Origin of the sequence: Hyphomonas chukchiensis (assembly GCF_000682695.1) — a bacterium.
In the GTDB taxonomy this organism is placed as follows: domain Bacteria; phylum Pseudomonadota; class Alphaproteobacteria; order Caulobacterales; family Hyphomonadaceae; genus Hyphomonas; species Hyphomonas chukchiensis.
On the sequence record NZ_AWFG01000017.1, the window covers coordinates 37113 to 54104 of the forward strand.

Here is a 16992-nt window from a genome sequence, read left to right on the forward strand (position 1 = left end):
CACGCTATTGGTAGTAGCGGTGGCGCAGATCGCAAGAATCTTTGTGCGATACCTATTCTGCAGCAGGCAGAATCCGGCCCTTTTCATTCTCATTGTCAGCCTGTTCGCGGGCAGGCGCGGACGGCCTGCGAAGGACCACCCGCCGTGTCCAGCGGCCCACGCGGTGGGGCACAAGCAGCCAGACCGGCGTTACGAGCAGGATCATGAGCGTCGAGAAGGCGAGACCGAAGACGACGGCTGTTGCCAGCTGGGTCCACCATTCCGAGGAAGCGCTGCCATAATTGATGGCGCCGGCACCGAAGTCCACATTGAGCTGGAATACCATGGGCAGCAGGCCGCAAATGGTCGTGCCCGTGGTCAGCAGGATGGGGCGGATGCGCTGGGCGGCCGTGGCAATTGCAGCGTATTCGGGCGTGCGTCCGTCGCTTCGCAGGCGATTATAAGTATCGATCAGAACGATATTGTTGTTCACGACGATACCCGCCAACGCGACGATGCCCGTGCCGATCATGAGGACCGAGACATAAGGCAGGACAAGCTGGATGCCGACGAGGACACCGGCCGTCGAGATGATCACGGCGGTCAGCGTCAAGATAACCTGCCAGAAATTGTTGAACTCCCAGAGCAGGATGACAGCCATCATGAACAGGGCTGCTGCGGCAGCGCCAGCAAAGAACGCCCCGGCTTCAGCAGAGTCTTCGTCTGCACCTTCAAAGCGGACTTCCACATCGTCCGGAATGTCCTGCTGGGCAATCCAGTCCTTCAAGCCGGCGACGATGGCGGCCCCTTCGCCCTGGACCTTGGCATTGGCGCGCACATCGACGACGCGCTTGCCGTCTCGTCGCTCAATCGAGCTCACCCGTGGGGCAGGAACGCGTTTGACGAACAGCGAGAGCGGCACGTTTCCGCCAGGCGTGGCGATGCGCAGCTGGTCGATGGCCGACGCACTGCGGTCGCCTTGCGGGAAGCGGACGCGGATGTCGACTTCATCGGGCGCATCGTCGGGCCGATAGCGGCCAACGAGGATACCATTGGTGATGAGCTGAACGGCGGCGCCGACCTGTGACACGTCCACGCCGAACTTGCCGGCCTCGGCACGGTCGACTTCGAGCTGGTATTCAATGCCGGGCAGGGGACGGGTATCGTCGATCTCCTGAACCGTGTCCATGCTGTCGAGCTTGTTGCGCACCAGGGCAGCGGTTGCGGCGAGGGCCGGGCCATCTTCCGAGAGAAGGGCGATCTGTACGTCCTTGCCTGCTGGCGGACCCTGTTCGCGGGCCTGGATCTGGTATTTCAAGGCGGGCACGGTCGAGAGGCGCTCGCGCACGGCGGCCAGCGTCTTGCGGCCATCATGCACGCCGTCATCGGTGGCGAGGTCCAGCAGGATCTGGCCAATCGTGTCGACAGGCGCACTGCCGCCATCGCGGCTGAAGCCGTCGCTGCCGGGGCCGCCGGTGCGGGTGGAAATGTCCTCGATGCCGTCAATATCGCGAATGGCGGCTTCGGCGCGCTTCACGAGGTCAGACTGCTCGCTGGCTGAAAGGGCGCCCTGAGCCTGGATGAAGACATAGGCCTGCTCCGGCTCGATATCGAGGAAGAGTTCCGACTTGTGGGTTGTGCTGCCAAACCACATGAAGATCAGGACGACTGAGCCGATGGCGACACCTGTCACCATCAATGGCCGGGCAATCAGGCTCTTGACCAGTTTCACATAGCCGCCGAGCCAGCCCTTGGCGAGTTCCGGGTCGGCATCGGCCGCGAGCGCGGCGAGATCTTCATTGGTGCCGCTCGGGCGGGCACCGATCACAGAGCCAAGCACAGGCAGGAAGATGAGCGCCATCACGAGCGAGGCCGTCAGCACGAAGATCAGCGTGATCGGCAAATAGGCCATGAACTTGCCGGGCATCGAGTTCCAGAACAGGAACGGCACGAAGGCGGCGAGTGTTGTCGCGTTGGACGCCACAACGGGCCAGAACATGCGCTTGCCGGCGAGGGCATAGGCTTCCTTACGGTTGAGGCCCTCAGCCATTTTCCGGTCGGCGTATTCCGTCACGACGATGGCACCATCGACGAGGATACCCACCGCGATGACCATGCCGAACATGACCATCATGTTGATCGTATAGCCAAAGGCGCCCAGGATCAGGAAGGCCATGACGAAAGAGGCCGGGATCGAGATGCCGACCAGAAGGGCCGAGCGCCAGCCGAGGGCGGCGACACAGATGATCATCACAAGCATAACGGCGGCAACGATCGAGCTTTGCAGCTGGCCGAGCTGTTCGCCGATCATTTCCGACGCATCAGAAGTGACCTGCGCGCGGATTATCGACGGCCAGGATTTTTCCTCCTCGGCAATTGCGCTACGGACGAAATTGGCGGTGTCGAGAATGTTGGCGCCGGTGCGTTTGATGACTTCAACCAGGATGGCCGGCTGGCCGTTGAATGTGGCGTAGCTGGTCGCGTCCTTGTATGTGCGCCGCACCTGCGCGACATCCGACAGGGTGACGACCGAGTTGGCCGTGCGGCGGATCGGCAGGTCCAGCGCGTCCTTCGCTGTGCGGATCAGGCCGGGCACCTTGACGGCGAAGCTGCCTTCGCCGGTATCAATCTGGCCGGCGGGCACCAGCTGGTTATTGGCGGAAACGACCTGCAGGATTTCCTGATAGGAAATATTGTAGGTCTCGAGCTTTACCGGATCGACGATGATTTCCAGCACGTCATCGCGGCGCCCGACGATGCGGGCCTCGAGGATGCCGGCGTCGCGTTCGAGCCGGTCCTGAAGGTCTTCGGCAATGTCGTTGAGGCCGCGTTCAGGGGCGTCGCCGTACAGGTTCACGATCATCATCGGGAACTGGGCGGCGTTGAATTCGGTGATGATCGGCTCGCGCGCGTCGGCGGGGAAATAGCGCTTGGCCATGTCCACCTTGTCCTTCACGTCCAGCACGGCCTGGTCGATGTCGGTATCGATCTCGAATTCCAGCACAAGCTGGCCGGCGCCTTCAGCGCCATAGCCGCGGAAAGTCTTCAGCCCTTCGAGTGACTGGATTTCCTGTTCGATCGGTTTGACCAGCAGGCGCTCGGAATCTTCCGGCGTCACACCGACCAGCGGCACCGTGATGCTGACAAAGGGGATCTGGATGTCCGGGTCAGCTTCCTTGGGCAGGCCGATATAGGTGACTGTGCCGGCAATGATGGCGCAAACCAGAATGGCGAGCACCATGCGTGCCCGCCCGATGGCGCCGTCAATCAAGCTGTTCATCGCTGCGCTCCAGATGCCATGACCGGTTTAACCTTGACCCCTTCATTGAGGTAGTCCTGCCCCATCGAGATGATGCGAAGCGTCTCCGGCAGCCCAGTCACCCAGGCCCCGCCGGGGCCTTCATCGACAATCTGTACCGGTGCGAAGCTAACCGTATTGTCGGCTTCGACATAACGGATGCCAAGCTCTCCGCTGTCGGACAGGGTCAGCAGCGCAGGCGAAATGAGTGTGGCCGGCGCCGTGCCCAGCGGAACCACGAGCGAGGCAGAGACACCGGCGGCTAGCGTCGCGTCGCCGGCCTCGATCTCGGCTTCAATGATGAATGTCCGGGTCTGGTCATTGGCCGTGCGGGACACATAGCGGATGCGGGCCGGATAGGATTCGCCGCTGGCAAGCTTCGCCGTGGCTTCCATGCCGGGCTTCAGCTGGACGGCATAATCTTCGGCAACTTCGGCGACGACAATGACCGGAGTCATATCAACCAGCACACCGCAGGCGCCGCCGGGGCCGAGATAGTCGCCCGCTTCGGCAAGCTGGGTCTCGAACACGCCATCGAAAGGCGCCCGTATCTGGGTCTTGTCGAGTTCGACCTTGGCCGAGTTGAGGGCCGCTTCGGTGGCGTCGAGCGATGCTTTCGCGGCGGCTTCCTGGTTGGCCGGGGTCAGGCCCTTGGAGGCCAGCGTGCGGGCGGCCTCATAATCGATATAGGCGGAGTCGCGACGGGCCTGGGCCTCACTGACGCGGGCAGAGCGGGCCTCGACATCCAGGCCGCAAAGCAGGGCGCCCTTGCGCACAAAGCTGCCTTCCTTGGCCGGTGTGGAGACAACAGTGCCAGTCGTGCCGGCCTTGACTGTGACCGACTTGTCCGGGGCCGTGCGGCCCTTGGCTTCCAGCGTGATTTCGTGCGGCGTGCTGGAGACCTCCTCCACAATCGCGTCAGGCGTCTTTGCCGAGGAGTCGACCATTGCGGCTTCTGTCTGCGAGCTGATACTGCCGCGCATGACGCTGCGGATGCCGAAATAGGCAACGATGATGACCAGAAGGCTGAGAGCGATGTAAGCGGAACGGTTCACGGGAGGATTACTTTCTGGGAGCTGACTATAGCCAATATAGGTCGGTACGTCGCCTGGATAAGCGCCGTTTCAACCTTAACTACACGAACAGCATTGAATTATGACAAACCGCGTGCGTCGTTTTGACGGTAGAGTGAAAGCTATGGTTAACAAGTAACGTTAGGTAACGGTCGTCGTCAGATCCAGCGCCGCCACCGGAAGATGGCCAGCATGATGCCGGTTGCCAGCGCCAGGGAGCCGACGAGAATGGCAAAGGCCATCGGGCTGTTGACGCCCGGAAGACCGCCGACATTGACCCCGAACAGGCCCGTCACGAAACTGATGGGCAGGAACACCGCCGACAGGATGGACAGCACGAACAGGCGCTGGTTCATCATGTCGGAGCGTTCTTCCATCACCTGCTCCTGCAGCACGATGGAGCGTTCACGTATGGCGTCCAGGTCTTCCGCCAGGCGCGTCACCCGGTCGACGGATTCGCGCAGGTAGAGCACGTCCGTATCCGTAAAGAACCCCGCCGCGCTGCCCTCGCGCACCAGTTGGGACAGGGCCTCGCGCTGGGGCACGATATAGCGGCGCAGGGCCAGGACCTTGCGCCGGAATTCGGACAGCGTGGCCCGGCCAAGACGGATGGAAGGATCGAGTATTTCGTCCTCGAAGCCGTCGCATTGCTCATCAAAGGCGGCGATTTCGGGCTCCATACGGTCCGTCAGCGCGTTCGCGAGGGCGGCAACAAGACCGCCCGTCGAGGCCGGTGCCTCACCGCCTTTGACAAGTGCCTCGACATCGCGCGCAGCCTGAACGCGGCGCGAACGCAGCGTGATGAGCAGGCTCTCGCTTGCCCACATGCGCAAAGCGATCATGTCTTCCAGCGCCTCGCCTGCATTGAGGTTCACGCCGCGCAGGTTGATCAGGAAGCCATTGCCGTGGCGTGTCGAACGGGGCCGCGTTTCTTCCTGCAGCAGGGATTGCACGGCCACCTTGTCGATGCCGCTCTTGCGGTAGAGCCAGCCCTGCGCCTGCCGCGAGAGGCGGTTGAGATGCAGCCACACACGCGGATAGCTGGTCAGCTGACCTGAAATCACGTCTTCCCATGTCAGGGGGGTGGCCGTGCCATCCGCTGCGAACCCGAAACCAAACAGAAACGGATCGATGCCGAGGACATCGTCCGAATCCGCATTGGTAACGGGGGCAGGTTCGATGATCATCTAGAGCGCAACAACCCCTGGCAGTTTGTCGGCCCATGGGCGGGCCGCTTCGAGTTCCAGCGCCAGTTCGAAGAGGAGCTGGTCATCGCCGCTCTTGCCCGAGAACATGGAGCCGATGGGTAGGCCCGACGGCGACCATGACAGCGGCACACTCATCGAGGCGGCGCCGGCCACGTTCATCGGTGCCGTAAAGGCGGCGAAGGTGATGACCCGCTCATAGAGCGTATCATAAGCGACCGTCGGTGCCTGCTCGCCCAGTTTCACAGCCGGGCTACCCGTCACGGGCGTCAGCAACAGGTCAATGCCCTGGTCTGCGAGGTCGGCATTATAGACCGCCTCAAATCCCTTGAGCCATTTCACGGTCGCTTCCATTTCATCCCTGCGGCTCATGAACATCTGGGTGAGGCCCAGTGTCCATGGCTCGACAATGTCAGGGCCGACCGGTTTGCCGGTATAGGCGCTGGCCTGTTGCGCAAAGTCCGCGGCGCCTGCGGCCCAATAGAGCAGGAACTTGTCGACAAATTCCTGGCCGGAATAGGTCGGTTTGTAAGCGACGATTTCGTGGCCCAGCTTGCCACACAGCGCGGCCACATCATCCAGCGCAGCTTTCGTTTCCGGAGCGACCGGCGTGCCGGCGGGAGCATCGGTTGTGAATCCGATCTTCAGGCGGCGCTTCAGTGGCTGCAGGTTGGCGGCCAGCGGCGCGAATGTGCCGTCATTCGTCTGCGTGTCGCGGAAGAGGCTGACGGAGTCGCGGACGGAAATCGTGACGGCGTGCTGCACCGAGATATCGATGGGCGGGCCTTCGCCTGCTTGCGCAGGCAGCTGGCCACGCGACGGTTTCAGGCCGAAGACGCCGCAGGTGCTGGCGGGAATGCGGATCGATCCGCCGCCGTCACTGGCATGGGCAAAGGGCACGACGCGGGCGGCGACGAGTGCTGCTGAGCCACCTGATGAGCCGCCAACGATGCGCGTCGTGTCCCATGGATTGCACGTTTCACCGGTCACCAGCGGTTCGGTCGAGGCCATCAGGCCCATTTCCGGGGAGGTGGACTTGCCGAGAACAACCACGCCTTCGGCGCGCCATTTCGCGGGCAGCGGAGAATCCGTCTCAGCGATATGACCTTTGAAGGCGCGGCTGCCATACATGGTTGGCGCGCCCTTCCAGTCATGCAGGTCCTTGATGAAGGTTGGCACGCCCTGGAACGGCCCGGCTGGCGTGTGACCCGCCTCGGCGCGGGCGGTGTCGTAGATTTCGGAGGCAATCGCATTGATCTGGCCATTGACGGACTGCGCCCGCGCAATCGCGGCATTCACCTGTTCGAGCGAGGTCGTCTGGCCCGAGGCGATTGCGGCGGCCATGGCCGTGCCGTCCATCCAGGCAGGGGATGTGGCTGCAGTGGCCATGTCGGTAGCTGGCGTGACGGCGGCTTGCGCTTGGGGGGATTGCTTGCAGGCAGCGAGCGTCGCCATCGCGGTTGCGCTGAGCAGCACCCCGCGCCGTGAAATCTGTTTCAATGTCATTTCCTCTCAATTTTTTAGCTAGGCGCATCGTGAATTGCGCCGCCTTCAAGTGCAAGTGGCGCAAGTGCTGGAACACCTGCGCCACCGGGCCGAAAAACCGAGAAGGGGTCTCTTATTTGATGACGCCACAGGCGACACGCGCACCTGCGCCGCCGATGGGCTGTGTCATGGCATCGTCTTCACCTTCATGGATGAGGAGGGCTGAGCCGTCTTCATCCTGCAGGTCAGACATCTTGGTGAGTGTGGTGAAGGCTTCATAGCCGGCCGAGCCGTCAGCGGCGGCCCAGATATTCGGGATATCGCCGCCCTCGGGGCCTTTCGGGTTGAGCAGGCCGTGACCGCCCTCAACCTTGCCGACATGGCCGCCGGAAAGCTTGAATGTGCCGACATCCGAACAGTCGCCCACGGCATGCAGGTGAAGGCCGTGCCAGCCAGGCGTGAGGCCGCCCGGCGCGATTTCAACACGGATCAGAAGGCCGTTCGGGCCGCCGATGAGATTGCCGGTGCCGATCTCGCTTCCCTCTGCGCCAATGATGGAAATGCTGGACTGCATCATGGACGGATAAACGCCCTCATCCGGCCCCGGCATTTCGGCGGGGGTGGGCAGGGGCTCGGCTGGCAGTTCCTGGGGCTGGGCAGCCTCCTGGCTGCAGGCGGCGAGTGAAAGGGCGAATAGGCCGATAGCGAACCGGTCAAGCATGGGCATGTCTCCTGTCGATATTTGGGGCATTATAGGGCACAACGCAGCAAATGCAGGGGAAGTTTCATGAAATGAAAGACCGGGCCGATAAACTCCTTGTGTCCATGGGTATTTTTGACAGCCGGGCAGGCGCGCGTGCCGCCATTGAGGCAGGCGGCGTGACGGCAAATGGCGTTACGCTCACCAAGCCGTCGCAGATTATCTCCGCTGCCGATTCGATCATTGCCGAGGCCGCGCACCCCTATGTGTCGCGCGGCGGGCTCAAGCTTGCGCATGCGCTTTCGGCATTCGGTGTAGACCCGTCAGGCCGGCATTGCCTCGATATTGGGGCCTCGACGGGTGGGTTTACGGATGTCCTTCTACGGGCAGGTGCGGCGCATGTAACGGCGGTGGATGTTGGCCGGGAACAGTTCCACGCCTCCCTCCGGGGCGACCCGCGGGTGACCTCGCTGGAGGCGCAGGACGCGCGCGCGCTGACGGCGGACATGATGCCGGAGGCGCCGAGCCTGCTCGTCTGCGATGCAAGCTTCATCTCGCTGGAGAAACTGCTTGAGGTGCCGCTCAGTCTTGTGGCGCCGGGGGCGGAGTTTGTCGGCCTGTTCAAGCCGCAGTTTCAGGTTGGCCGCGAGAATGTGGGGAAGGGCGGGATTGTAAGCAATGTCGCCGAGGCGGACGCGGCGGCGGCGCGCTTCGACGGGTGGATGAATGAAAAAGGCTGGCCCATCCATGCCTGGACGGCCAGCCCGATTTCAGGCGGCGACGGCAATGCCGAACGCCTGTTTCATGCCGTGAGGGCCTAGTAGCCGCCGTAGAGCTCGTCGCCCTGCTGGCCGTTATTGGCGACCGGACGCCATGTCTCGGTCGGGCTGTTGCGACAGGCCATGACATGACCACCATTCATGTAGATCTGGCGGCATTCCTGTTGCGAATAGGCCGAATTGTCCTGGTAGCCGGAATAACCCTGATCATAGTCGGAATAGGACTGATCATTGTAGCCCTGGTTTCCATAGTCCGGACCCGGGTAGCCGGACGTCGGATAGGCTGAGGCCGGGTAGGTACGGGCAGGCGTTGGCGAGGCCGGATAGCGCGGCTGCTGCATCACTTCCGGGCCGCCATAGAGGCCATCGGTGGTGCGCGGAATGGAATCGCCCCGATAGGCGCCATTATAGCCGTTACCATTGTATCCGCCTGTTGGCTGGTAGGGCGTCGGGCCTGCGGACTGGCAGTCCGTGTTGCCCGCAGCGAGGCTGCTGCCCGCAAGTCCGCCAACGACCGCGCCAAGCACTGCGCCAACGGCGACTTCACCGCTATTGCTGCGGGGCTCGGAATAGTAATAGCCGCCGCGGCCTCGTCCGCGACCATGGCCATGATGTCCGCGCCGGCCTGGTACATAGTAATAGTCGTCGCCGGCATCGATATTGTTGCCGATGGCGCCGCCAACGAGCGCGCCGACAAGGGCACCGGCGACACCGCCAGCCATCTTGTCATTGCTGCGCTGGCGCTCGCACTGTGTGTTCTGGGGTGCGTAGCTGTTGTTATATCCATAGCCCTGCGCGGAGGCAGTGGCGGGAATGGCCAGCGCGGCCAGGGCTGCGGCGCCGGCGAGGAGCGATCGTTTCATCATCGCGTGTCTCCTTCAGTGGCAGGCATGACGCTGCCAGATTGAGGGCCAATGTGGCAGGGCCAACCTGAACCGGACCTGAAGGCTGGACCCTTCTGCAGTGCCGCCCCATATTAGCCCCATGGGAATTCTGGATACCGCCTCGAAGACCGCTGCCCGTGCCCGTTATGCGGCGCAACAGGGCCTGCGTTCGGCCTGGTATGGCGCGCAGATGTCGGCCGCGCGGCGCAGCGCGAACGGCTTCAACCGGCCCGGCGAACCCGAATTCCGGCCGACACGCGGCACGCCTGACATGGCGACCCTGCGAAAGGCCTATTTCCAGCTTTTCATACAGGACCGGTTGAATGTCGAAGCCGGCCTTTATCCCGCGCCGCAGGAGATGCGCGTGCGCGACCTGCCCAATGCGCTGAAATCGGCGCGCGCCTTCATGGCTGACGTGGCAGAGGTGGACAGGCGGCGGCTGGCGCGGGACGGAACCGAGATCCAGAACGACCTGCCGGAAGGCTCCAACCGCTATCCCGAATATTACCAGCAGAACTTCCACTACCAGTCCGGCGGCTGGTTCACCGACGAGAGCGCCGAACTCTACGATACGCAGGTCGAAGCCCTGTTCACCGGCACGGCGGACGCGATGCGCCGGGCGGCACTGGCCGAAATCTCGCGCGAGCTGAAAGGCCGCGACCAGCGCACGGTCAGCCTGCTGGACATGGCCTGCGGCAATGGCCGGTTCCTGTCGCGCGTGATGAACATCTACCCGCGCCTCAAGGCGAGCGGGCTGGACTTGTCGCCCAATTATACCGAGGCGGCGCGCAAGCGGCTGGCCCGCTGGCCGCATGTCAGCGTGCTGCACGAGGCGGCAGAGGCAATGCCACTGGCGGACGCGAGCCAGGACATGATCGTCTCGATCTTCCTGTTCCACGAACTGCCGCCGGAAGTGCGCGGACCCGTGCTGGCGGAAGTGTCGCGGGTGCTGAAGCCAGGCGGCCTGTTCATCCTCGCCGACAGTACACAGTTCGGCGACTATCCGGAGATGGACGGTCTGCTGGAATATTTCCCGCACGGCTTCCACGAGCCCTATTACGAGGGCTATCTCTCTTGGGACAAGACGGCGGCGTGCGCCGATGCAGGCCTCGTGAAAGAGCGTGAGACGCTCGCTTTCCTCACCAAGGTAACGACCTGGCGCAAGCCCGGCTGATCAGAGGCCGGGCAGCTTGCCTGTGCCGATCAGCGGCATCAGGAAGGCCAGCAGGATGGAGATGATCAGGCCGAGGAAGGCCCGGCCCGCATCGCTCAGCACGTCGCGCACGCTCTCACCCTTGTCGCGCAGGTGGGCGACATAGGCGTTGGCCAGCTCACGGCCCGCGAGCAGGCCGAGGAAGACCCAGGTCGTGCTCATCGGCACATTGCTCATCTCCTTGAAGACGAAGAGGATGATGCCGTAGAACACGTCGACGATTGTCGCTGCGCGCACATCCACCGTGTTGACCTTCGAGGATACGATTTTCTGTATCTCGCCGCCCTTGGTGGCAAAGATATAGGCCTGAATCAGGACCAGCAGGATGGTGCCGCCGATCACATAGGTCGGGTCGAAACTGACATGCGTGACGCCGCCGGTGACCGTGACGGTGCGCGGCAGGTAGATGAAGATGTTGGCGAGATCCTGCATCAGCCATTGCGACCAGAGGAAGGTTGTCGACAGCCACTGGAAGCTGACCCAGTAGGGGAAGGGCAGCTCTTCCTTCGTGTCGAACACCCAGCGCTCGAATGTCCGCGAAATGACGATCCAGATGATCACGCCGACAACGAAGGCCACGACATAGCCGAGCGCCGACTTGACCAGCATGCTCTGCAGAACGCCCTGGCCGGACGCGCCGCCCGACAGGGCAAAGAGGGTGAGCACGAGGAAGGTGGTGGAGACCGGTATGCCGTAACGCGTCATCACCAGCAGCACGACCGGCGGCAGCGCGTGCCACCATTTGATGCCGGGCACGAGCAGGGCCGTGCGGTCGCCTTCGCCGGGGATGACGGACAGCTTGTCGAGCCGGTCATAAGCGACATCGCCATTCCCGTGAAAATAGCCATAGGCGATCACGAGCACCATGATCAGGCTGGCGAAGATCCACAGCACCCACCAGGGCCGTTTGGCATTCGAGGACAGGAATGTGCCCAGCGTCTGGATCGAGTCATTGGCCACAACCGCATAGGCGGCCACGGCAAAGCCGATGACCCCGAAGATTTCCACGCCACCCATTTTTCCTGCCCGCCAGTCTGTTCAACTGGCACTTCAGTTAGCAGCTTGAAGCGGCGAATCCGATGGGAGGAATTTGAATAGAATGTGACAGGGACTAGTGCCCGGTCTGGCCCCGGTGGCGCAGTTTCGCATCTGCCAGAACGCAGGCCATCATGGCCTCGGCAACGGGCACGGCGCGGATGCCGACGCAGGGGTCGTGACGGCCCTTGGTGCGCACGTTCACATCCTCGCCGTCGCGGGTGACTGACTTCACCTCGGTCAGGATGGACGAGGTCGGCTTGATGGCCACGCGCACGACCACATCCTGCCCGGTGGAAATACCGCCTGCCACGCCGCCATTATGGTTCGACAGGAAGCGGATGCCGTCATTGCCGCCGCGCATCTCGTCGGCATTCTCTTCGCCGCTAAGCGCCGCCGAGGCAAAGCCAGCGCCGATCTCGACGCCCTTGACGGCATTGATGCTCATCATCGCGCCCGCCAGTTCGCCATCAAGCTTGCCATAGATGGGCGCGCCCCAGCCGGCGGGCACGCCGCTGGCATGGACTTCGACAATCGCGCCGGTGGACGAGCCCGCCTTGCGGGTTGCATCGAGGAAGTCTTCCCACTTCGCGGCCATCTCGGCGTCGGGGCACCAGAACGGGTTCTGGTCGACCATGTCCCAGTTCCACTTGTCCCGGTCGATGGCGTGCGGGCCGATCTGCACGACCGCCCCGCGAATGGTGATGCCGTTGCCAAGTGCGCAGCGGGCCACGGCGCCAGCAGCGACACGTGCGGCGGTCTCGCGGGCACTGGAGCGTCCGCCGCCGCGATAGTCGCGCACGCCATATTTGGCGTCATAGGAGAAGTCGGCATGGCCGGGCCGGTAGCGGTCACGGATCTCGCCATAGTCCTTCGAGCGCTGGTCGGTATTCTCGATCATCAGCGAAATCGGTGTGCCGGTGGTGACGGGGCCGCCGGTGCGGTCATCCTCGAACACGCCGGAGAGGATTTTGACTTCGTCAGCTTCCTGGCGCTGGGTGACGAAGCGCGACGTGCCGGGGCGGCGCTTGTCGAGGAAAGCCTGGATGTATTCAGGTGTCAGGGCGAGGCCGGGAGGGCAGCCGTCAACCACACAGCCGAGGGCCGGCCCGTGGCTTTCCCCCCAGGTCGTGACGCGGAACAGATGACCGAATGTGTTGTGTGACATGTTGTGCCGCACCCCTCGTTAAAGCTGGATGCCTCCTATATGAAAACATGAAGCCTAACAAACCCGGAAAAAGGCAGTTTTATCGTGTCCCCAGTCATCCCCCCTTCGCCCAGCGCTGCCGATTATGCTTCGGAGCGAGATCGTCCGCTGATCCCGCTGGTCGATAATCCGATTGCTTTCTTCCAGGACTGGATGGCCGAGGCGCGCGCGGCGGAGCTGAATGATTCCAACGCGATGTCTTTGGCGACGGTGGATTCAGACGGCATGCCGGACGTTCGGATCGTGCTGCTGAAGGAGATTTCGGACGCCGGTTTCTCGTTTTTTACGAACCTCCAGAGCATGAAGGGGCGCCAGCTGGCCGCCAATCCGAAGGCGGCGTTGTGCCTGCACTGGAAGAGCCTGCGCCGTCAGGTGCGCATCCGGGGCGACATTTCGCAGGTCTCCGAGGCCGAGGCCGACACGTATTTTGCTTCCCGCGCCGCGCAGAGCCGCATCAGCGCCATCGCTTCGGACCAGTCGCGCCCCTTGCCGGACCGTTCTGTGTTCGAACAGCGGATTGCCGAAGTCTCCGAAGTCTACGGTGACGGGCCGGACATTCCGCGCCCCGCATTCTGGGGCGGGTTCCGCCTGGCGCCGACAGAGATCGAGTTCTGGCAGGACCAGGCGTTCCGCATGCATGACCGGCTGCGCTACACGCGCGTCGGCGACAGCTGGACGACGACGCGCCTTTATCCCTGAGCCGTCAGACGATCCCGTTCAGCACGGACAGGAGCCGCATGTGCGGGTGGCCGTCGCTGGTCTTTGACCATGAGCTGCCATCGGCCGAGATCGTGGCTTTGACGCGCTGGCGATAGGCCGAGAAGCTCTCGAACTCGACGACGTCGACCGGCTCGTCAAAGTGCAGCGTGACCTCAAAGGCCGAGCCGCCGCCCATGTCGCGCACGGCGATGACGACGCCTTCGAACGGCTTCTTCAGGTAGAGCCCGCTGACGCGGTCGCCGACCTGGACCGGGACTTCGGGCAGGTTGGAGAGGCGCGCCGAGGCGGTGTTCCAGTCGCGATAGCCGAGCTCGGCCGCGACGCGCTCCAGCGCAGCGGAATGCGAGATGGGGTGACCGGCCAGTGTTTCCACGGCGCGGATTTCACGCGCACGGGCTTTCGCCTGTTCGCGCGTATTGATGGGGGGAGACATGGGATGAGATCCTTTACCTTCGTCCAGATGCGGTCACGTCAACGCGGGGGCTCGCCTTGCCGCAGGACCGCTGGAAGAGGTTCAGCATCCTGATAGGTACAGCCGCCTTGGGGCGCCTGTGAGATCTTCACCTTCGGGATTTTGTCCCGGCGAGCGGCTGGTGTCTCAAACCGCGCCCGCAAATACGCCGAGTTTACGCTTGCGTCAACGTCCGCATTTCTCGCGGGCGAGGTCGTCGGATTTGAGCGCGGCGGCGACGCGGTAGGGCTCATCGGTGGCAAGCAGGACGAGGCCATTGTCGACAAGGTCCTGGTATTCGCTGGCGTCGCCATCGGCCCAGTACTGGTCGTCGAGGCGTTCGCCCTTGCGGCCGAGTGTGCCGAAAGCGGGCTCGACACCTTCCTGAATGTCGCGGGCCCAGGCGGCATAGTCGGGGGATTCCGTGCCGGTCCAGGCGACGAGGCGGGTGCGGTCGACGCCCCGGGCTTCAAGGCGGCCAATGTCGCGTGAGCCCTTGGCACCGGCGGTCATCATCAGGCCCGGATCGGCAGCCGCAATCTCGGCGGCTTCGTCGTCGGAATAGGAAATGAGGAGCACATTGTCGCCCGCCCCGGCGGCACGGACGGCAGTTGCGATATTCCTGAAACTGGTGGTCGGCTTGCGGTCGAGTTCAAGGATCGCGCCGGACTGTTTGGCCCAGAGGAGGACGTCGGTGAGCTTGGGCGGATGGAAGTCGGTGCGCTGGTTGTCGTCATCGACCATGCGCAGGCCGGCAAGGTCCGCCCAGTCGGTGTCGGCGACATAGCCGTCGCCGGTGGTCGTGCGGTTGAGGCGGTTGTCATGCATCAGCAGCATCACGCCGTCACGGCTCTCGGCGATGTCGACTTCGAAGACGCGGATGCCCTCGGCGAAACCGTGCTGGAGCGTTTCGAGCGTGTTTTCCGGATAGCCCGGCGCCGGGCCGCCGCGATGGGCCGCGATGAGCAGGCCCTTGTTCTCGCGCACGCAGTCGAAATAGGCTGGCAGGGGAAGCTTCTTCAATTCGGACAGGCTTATCGAATTGGAACCGGTGTCAGAACTGCGTGTGCCGCAAGTATCGGGGAGTGGTTTGCCTGTGTCCGGATCGAGATCGCAGGTGTAGACTTGCCCTTGGGTCGCTTCCGGATTTTCACTCTGTGTTACCTCGGGACTGCATCCGACGGTCAGCAACATTCCGCAAAGTAACGCAAATCTCAACATGGGTGCGACTCCTCATCCTTGCATGGCAGCAATACCGCGAATAAAGCAGGGGGCAACGCAGAAATCGTCGCCTGTCTGAGGCGCACCCATGGAGGAGACCCGATGCTCGGCATCATGCAGGACTGGCCACTCACGGTTAACAAGATCCTTGAACACGCGAACACGATCCACAGTGACCGTGAAATCGTCACGCGCCGCGTGGAGGGCAATATTGTCCGCACGACCTATGCCGATCTCTTCAATACGTCGAAACAGGTCTCCAATGCACTGAAAGACCTGAATATCGGCATGGGTGACCGGGTCGCGACGCTGGGCTGGAACTCCGAGCGCCACATGGCCTCCTGGTATGGCACGATGGGCATTGGCGCGATCCTGCACACGATCAACCCGCGCCTGCACCCCGAGCAGATCGCCTGGATCGCCAACCATGCCGAAGACAAGGTGCTGATTTTCGACAAGACATTCCTGCCGATTGTCGAGGCCATCAAGGACCACCTGCTGACGGTGAAGACGTTCGTCATCTATGCCGATGCCGACACGATGCCGGAAAACTCGCTGGGCGCGATTGCGTTCGATATCTGGGTTGATGGCCGCTCGACCGAGTGCCGCTGGGGCGACTTCCCGGAAGAGACCGCGTGCGGGCTTTGCTACACGTCGGGCACGACCGGCAATCCGAAGGGCGTGCTCTATTCGCACCGCTCAAACGTGCTGCACACGCTGATCACGATGTCGAAGGATGCGATGGGCATGGGCGCCGCTGACTCTGTCATGCCGGTTGTGCCGATGTTCCATGCCAATGCCTGGGGCCTGGCCCTCAGCTGCCCGGCGACGGGCGCCAACATGGTGATGCCGGGCGCGCAGATGGATGGCGCGTCGATCTATGAGCTGCTCGACACCGAGAAGGTCTCGATCACGGCGGCTGTGCCGACCGTGTGGCTGATGCTGCTCAACTACCTTCAGGAAAACGACCTCAAGCTGCCATACCTCAACCGCGTGCTGATCGGCGGCTCGGCGATCCCTGAGAAGATCCTGCGGGCCTTCGAGGAAGATTATGAAGTGGACGTGGTCCACGCCTGGGGCATGACCGAAACGTCGCCGCTCGGCACGCTCGGTTCGCTGCCGCCGCACCTGATCAAGGCCGATATCGACACGCGCATGAAGCAGAAGCTGAAGCAGGGCCGTCCGCCTTTCGGCGTCGAGCTGAAGATCGTGGACGATGCCGGCAAGACGCTGCCCCGCGACGGTCGTACGTCCGGCAAGCTGATGGTGCGCGGCCCGGCGATTGCGTCCGGCTATTTCAAGGGTGATGGCGGCGACGTGCTGTGTGATGAAGGTTTCTTCGACACGGGCGATGTGGCCAATATCGACCAGTATGGCACGATGACGATTACCGACCGCGCCAAGGACGTGATCAAGTCCGGCGGCGAATGGATTTCCTCGATCGATATCGAGAATATCGCGGTCGGCCATCCGAAAGTGGCGAACGCCGCAGCCATCGGCATCTACCACCCGAAATGGGATGAGCGTCCGCTGCTCGTGATCCAGCCTGCGCCGGGCGAAAAGCCGAGCAAGGAAGAAGTCCTGAAGTCCCTCGAAGGCAAGATCGCCAAATGGTGGACGCCGGATGATGTCGCCTTTGTCGACGAGATCCCGCTGGGCGCGACCGGCAAGATCAACAAGCTGGCCCTGCGCGAGACGTTCAAGGACTACAAGCTGCCAACCGCCTGAGGCATTCGCGGCAG

14 protein-coding genes are annotated in these 16992 nt (G+C 62.9%); 4 read left to right on the top strand and 10 right to left on the bottom strand.

Annotation, left to right across the window (positions count from 1 at the left end; genetic code table 11):
• Positions 1-52 precede the first annotated feature (52 nt).
• The 5 genes from HY30_RS06810 to HY30_RS06830 form a co-directional block, all read right to left on the bottom strand.
• A complete protein-coding gene (locus tag HY30_RS06810; RefSeq protein ID WP_034738371.1) occupies positions 53-3259 on the bottom strand; it encodes an efflux RND transporter permease subunit in 3207 nt (1068 codons plus the stop codon).
• Positions 3256-4332 carry an efflux RND transporter periplasmic adaptor subunit gene (locus HY30_RS06815; protein WP_051615022.1) on the bottom strand — a complete coding sequence of 359 codons (1077 nt, stop codon included), beginning with the start codon at positions 4330-4332 and terminating at the stop codon, positions 3256-3258. Before HY30_RS06815 ends, HY30_RS06810 begins: the two co-directional genes overlap by 4 nt.
• Positions 4333-4508: 176 nt before the next feature.
• Positions 4509-5537, bottom strand: coding sequence for a zinc transporter ZntB (locus tag HY30_RS06820; RefSeq protein ID WP_051615024.1), 1029 nt, complete (start codon positions 5535-5537; stop codon positions 4509-4511).
• The gene (locus tag HY30_RS06825; protein ID WP_034738408.1) at positions 5538-7055 is read right to left on the bottom strand and encodes an amidase family protein; all 1518 of its coding nucleotides are present in this window, start codon (positions 7053-7055) and stop codon (positions 5538-5540) included. It lies immediately after the preceding gene.
• 118 nt (positions 7056-7173) lie between these two features.
• A complete protein-coding gene (locus HY30_RS06830; protein WP_034738372.1) occupies positions 7174-7761 on the bottom strand; it encodes a superoxide dismutase family protein in 588 nt (195 codons plus the stop codon).
• A gap of 71 nt (positions 7762-7832) precedes the next feature.
• Between HY30_RS06830 and HY30_RS06835 the strand changes: the two genes are divergently transcribed.
• Complete coding sequence (locus HY30_RS06835; RefSeq protein ID WP_034738373.1) at positions 7833-8561, top strand: TlyA family RNA methyltransferase; 729 nt, start codon at positions 7833-7835, stop codon at positions 8559-8561.
• Here the strand turns inward: HY30_RS06835 and HY30_RS06840 are convergent.
• Complete coding sequence (locus HY30_RS06840) at positions 8558-9385, bottom strand: hypothetical protein (RefSeq protein WP_034738374.1); 828 nt, start codon at positions 9383-9385, stop codon at positions 8558-8560. The two genes, HY30_RS06835 and HY30_RS06840, sit on opposite strands and share 4 nt — an antisense overlap.
• 97 nt (positions 9386-9482) lie before the next feature.
• Between HY30_RS06840 and HY30_RS06845 the strand changes: the two genes are divergently transcribed.
• A complete protein-coding gene (locus HY30_RS06845; protein WP_241765666.1) occupies positions 9483-10577 on the top strand; it encodes a class I SAM-dependent methyltransferase in 1095 nt (364 codons plus the stop codon).
• Here the strand turns inward: HY30_RS06845 and HY30_RS06850 are convergent, their stop codons facing one another.
• Positions 10578-11633 (bottom strand): hypothetical protein, encoded by a 1056-nt coding sequence (locus HY30_RS06850; RefSeq protein WP_034738376.1) that lies wholly within the window; start codon positions 11631-11633, stop codon positions 10578-10580.
• 94 nt (positions 11634-11727) lie between these two features.
• The gene (gene aroC, locus HY30_RS06855) at positions 11728-12819 is read right to left on the bottom strand and encodes a chorismate synthase (RefSeq protein ID WP_034738377.1); all 1092 of its coding nucleotides are present in this window, start codon (positions 12817-12819) and stop codon (positions 11728-11730) included.
• An 81-nt stretch (positions 12820-12900) separates the two neighbouring features.
• Between aroC and pdxH the strand changes: the two genes are divergently transcribed.
• Positions 12901-13557: a pyridoxamine 5'-phosphate oxidase gene (gene pdxH, locus HY30_RS06860; RefSeq protein WP_034738378.1), complete on the top strand. Its 657-nt coding sequence runs from the start codon at positions 12901-12903 to the stop codon at positions 13555-13557.
• Positions 13558-13561: 4 nt separating this feature from the next.
• Here the strand turns inward: pdxH and HY30_RS06865 are convergent, their stop codons facing one another.
• Positions 13562-14011, bottom strand: coding sequence for a glyoxalase superfamily protein (locus HY30_RS06865; protein WP_034738379.1), 450 nt, complete (start codon positions 14009-14011; stop codon positions 13562-13564).
• 204 nt (positions 14012-14215) lie between these two features.
• The gene (locus HY30_RS06870; protein WP_241765668.1) at positions 14216-15052 is read right to left on the bottom strand and encodes a glycerophosphodiester phosphodiesterase family protein; all 837 of its coding nucleotides are present in this window, start codon (positions 15050-15052) and stop codon (positions 14216-14218) included.
• Positions 15053-15352: 300 nt separating this feature from the next.
• On the opposite strand from HY30_RS06870, the gene HY30_RS06875 reads away from it, so the two are divergent.
• Positions 15353-16978, top strand: coding sequence for a long-chain-fatty-acid--CoA ligase (locus HY30_RS06875; RefSeq protein ID WP_034738380.1), 1626 nt, complete (start codon positions 15353-15355; stop codon positions 16976-16978).
• Positions 16979-16992 lie beyond the last annotated feature (14 nt).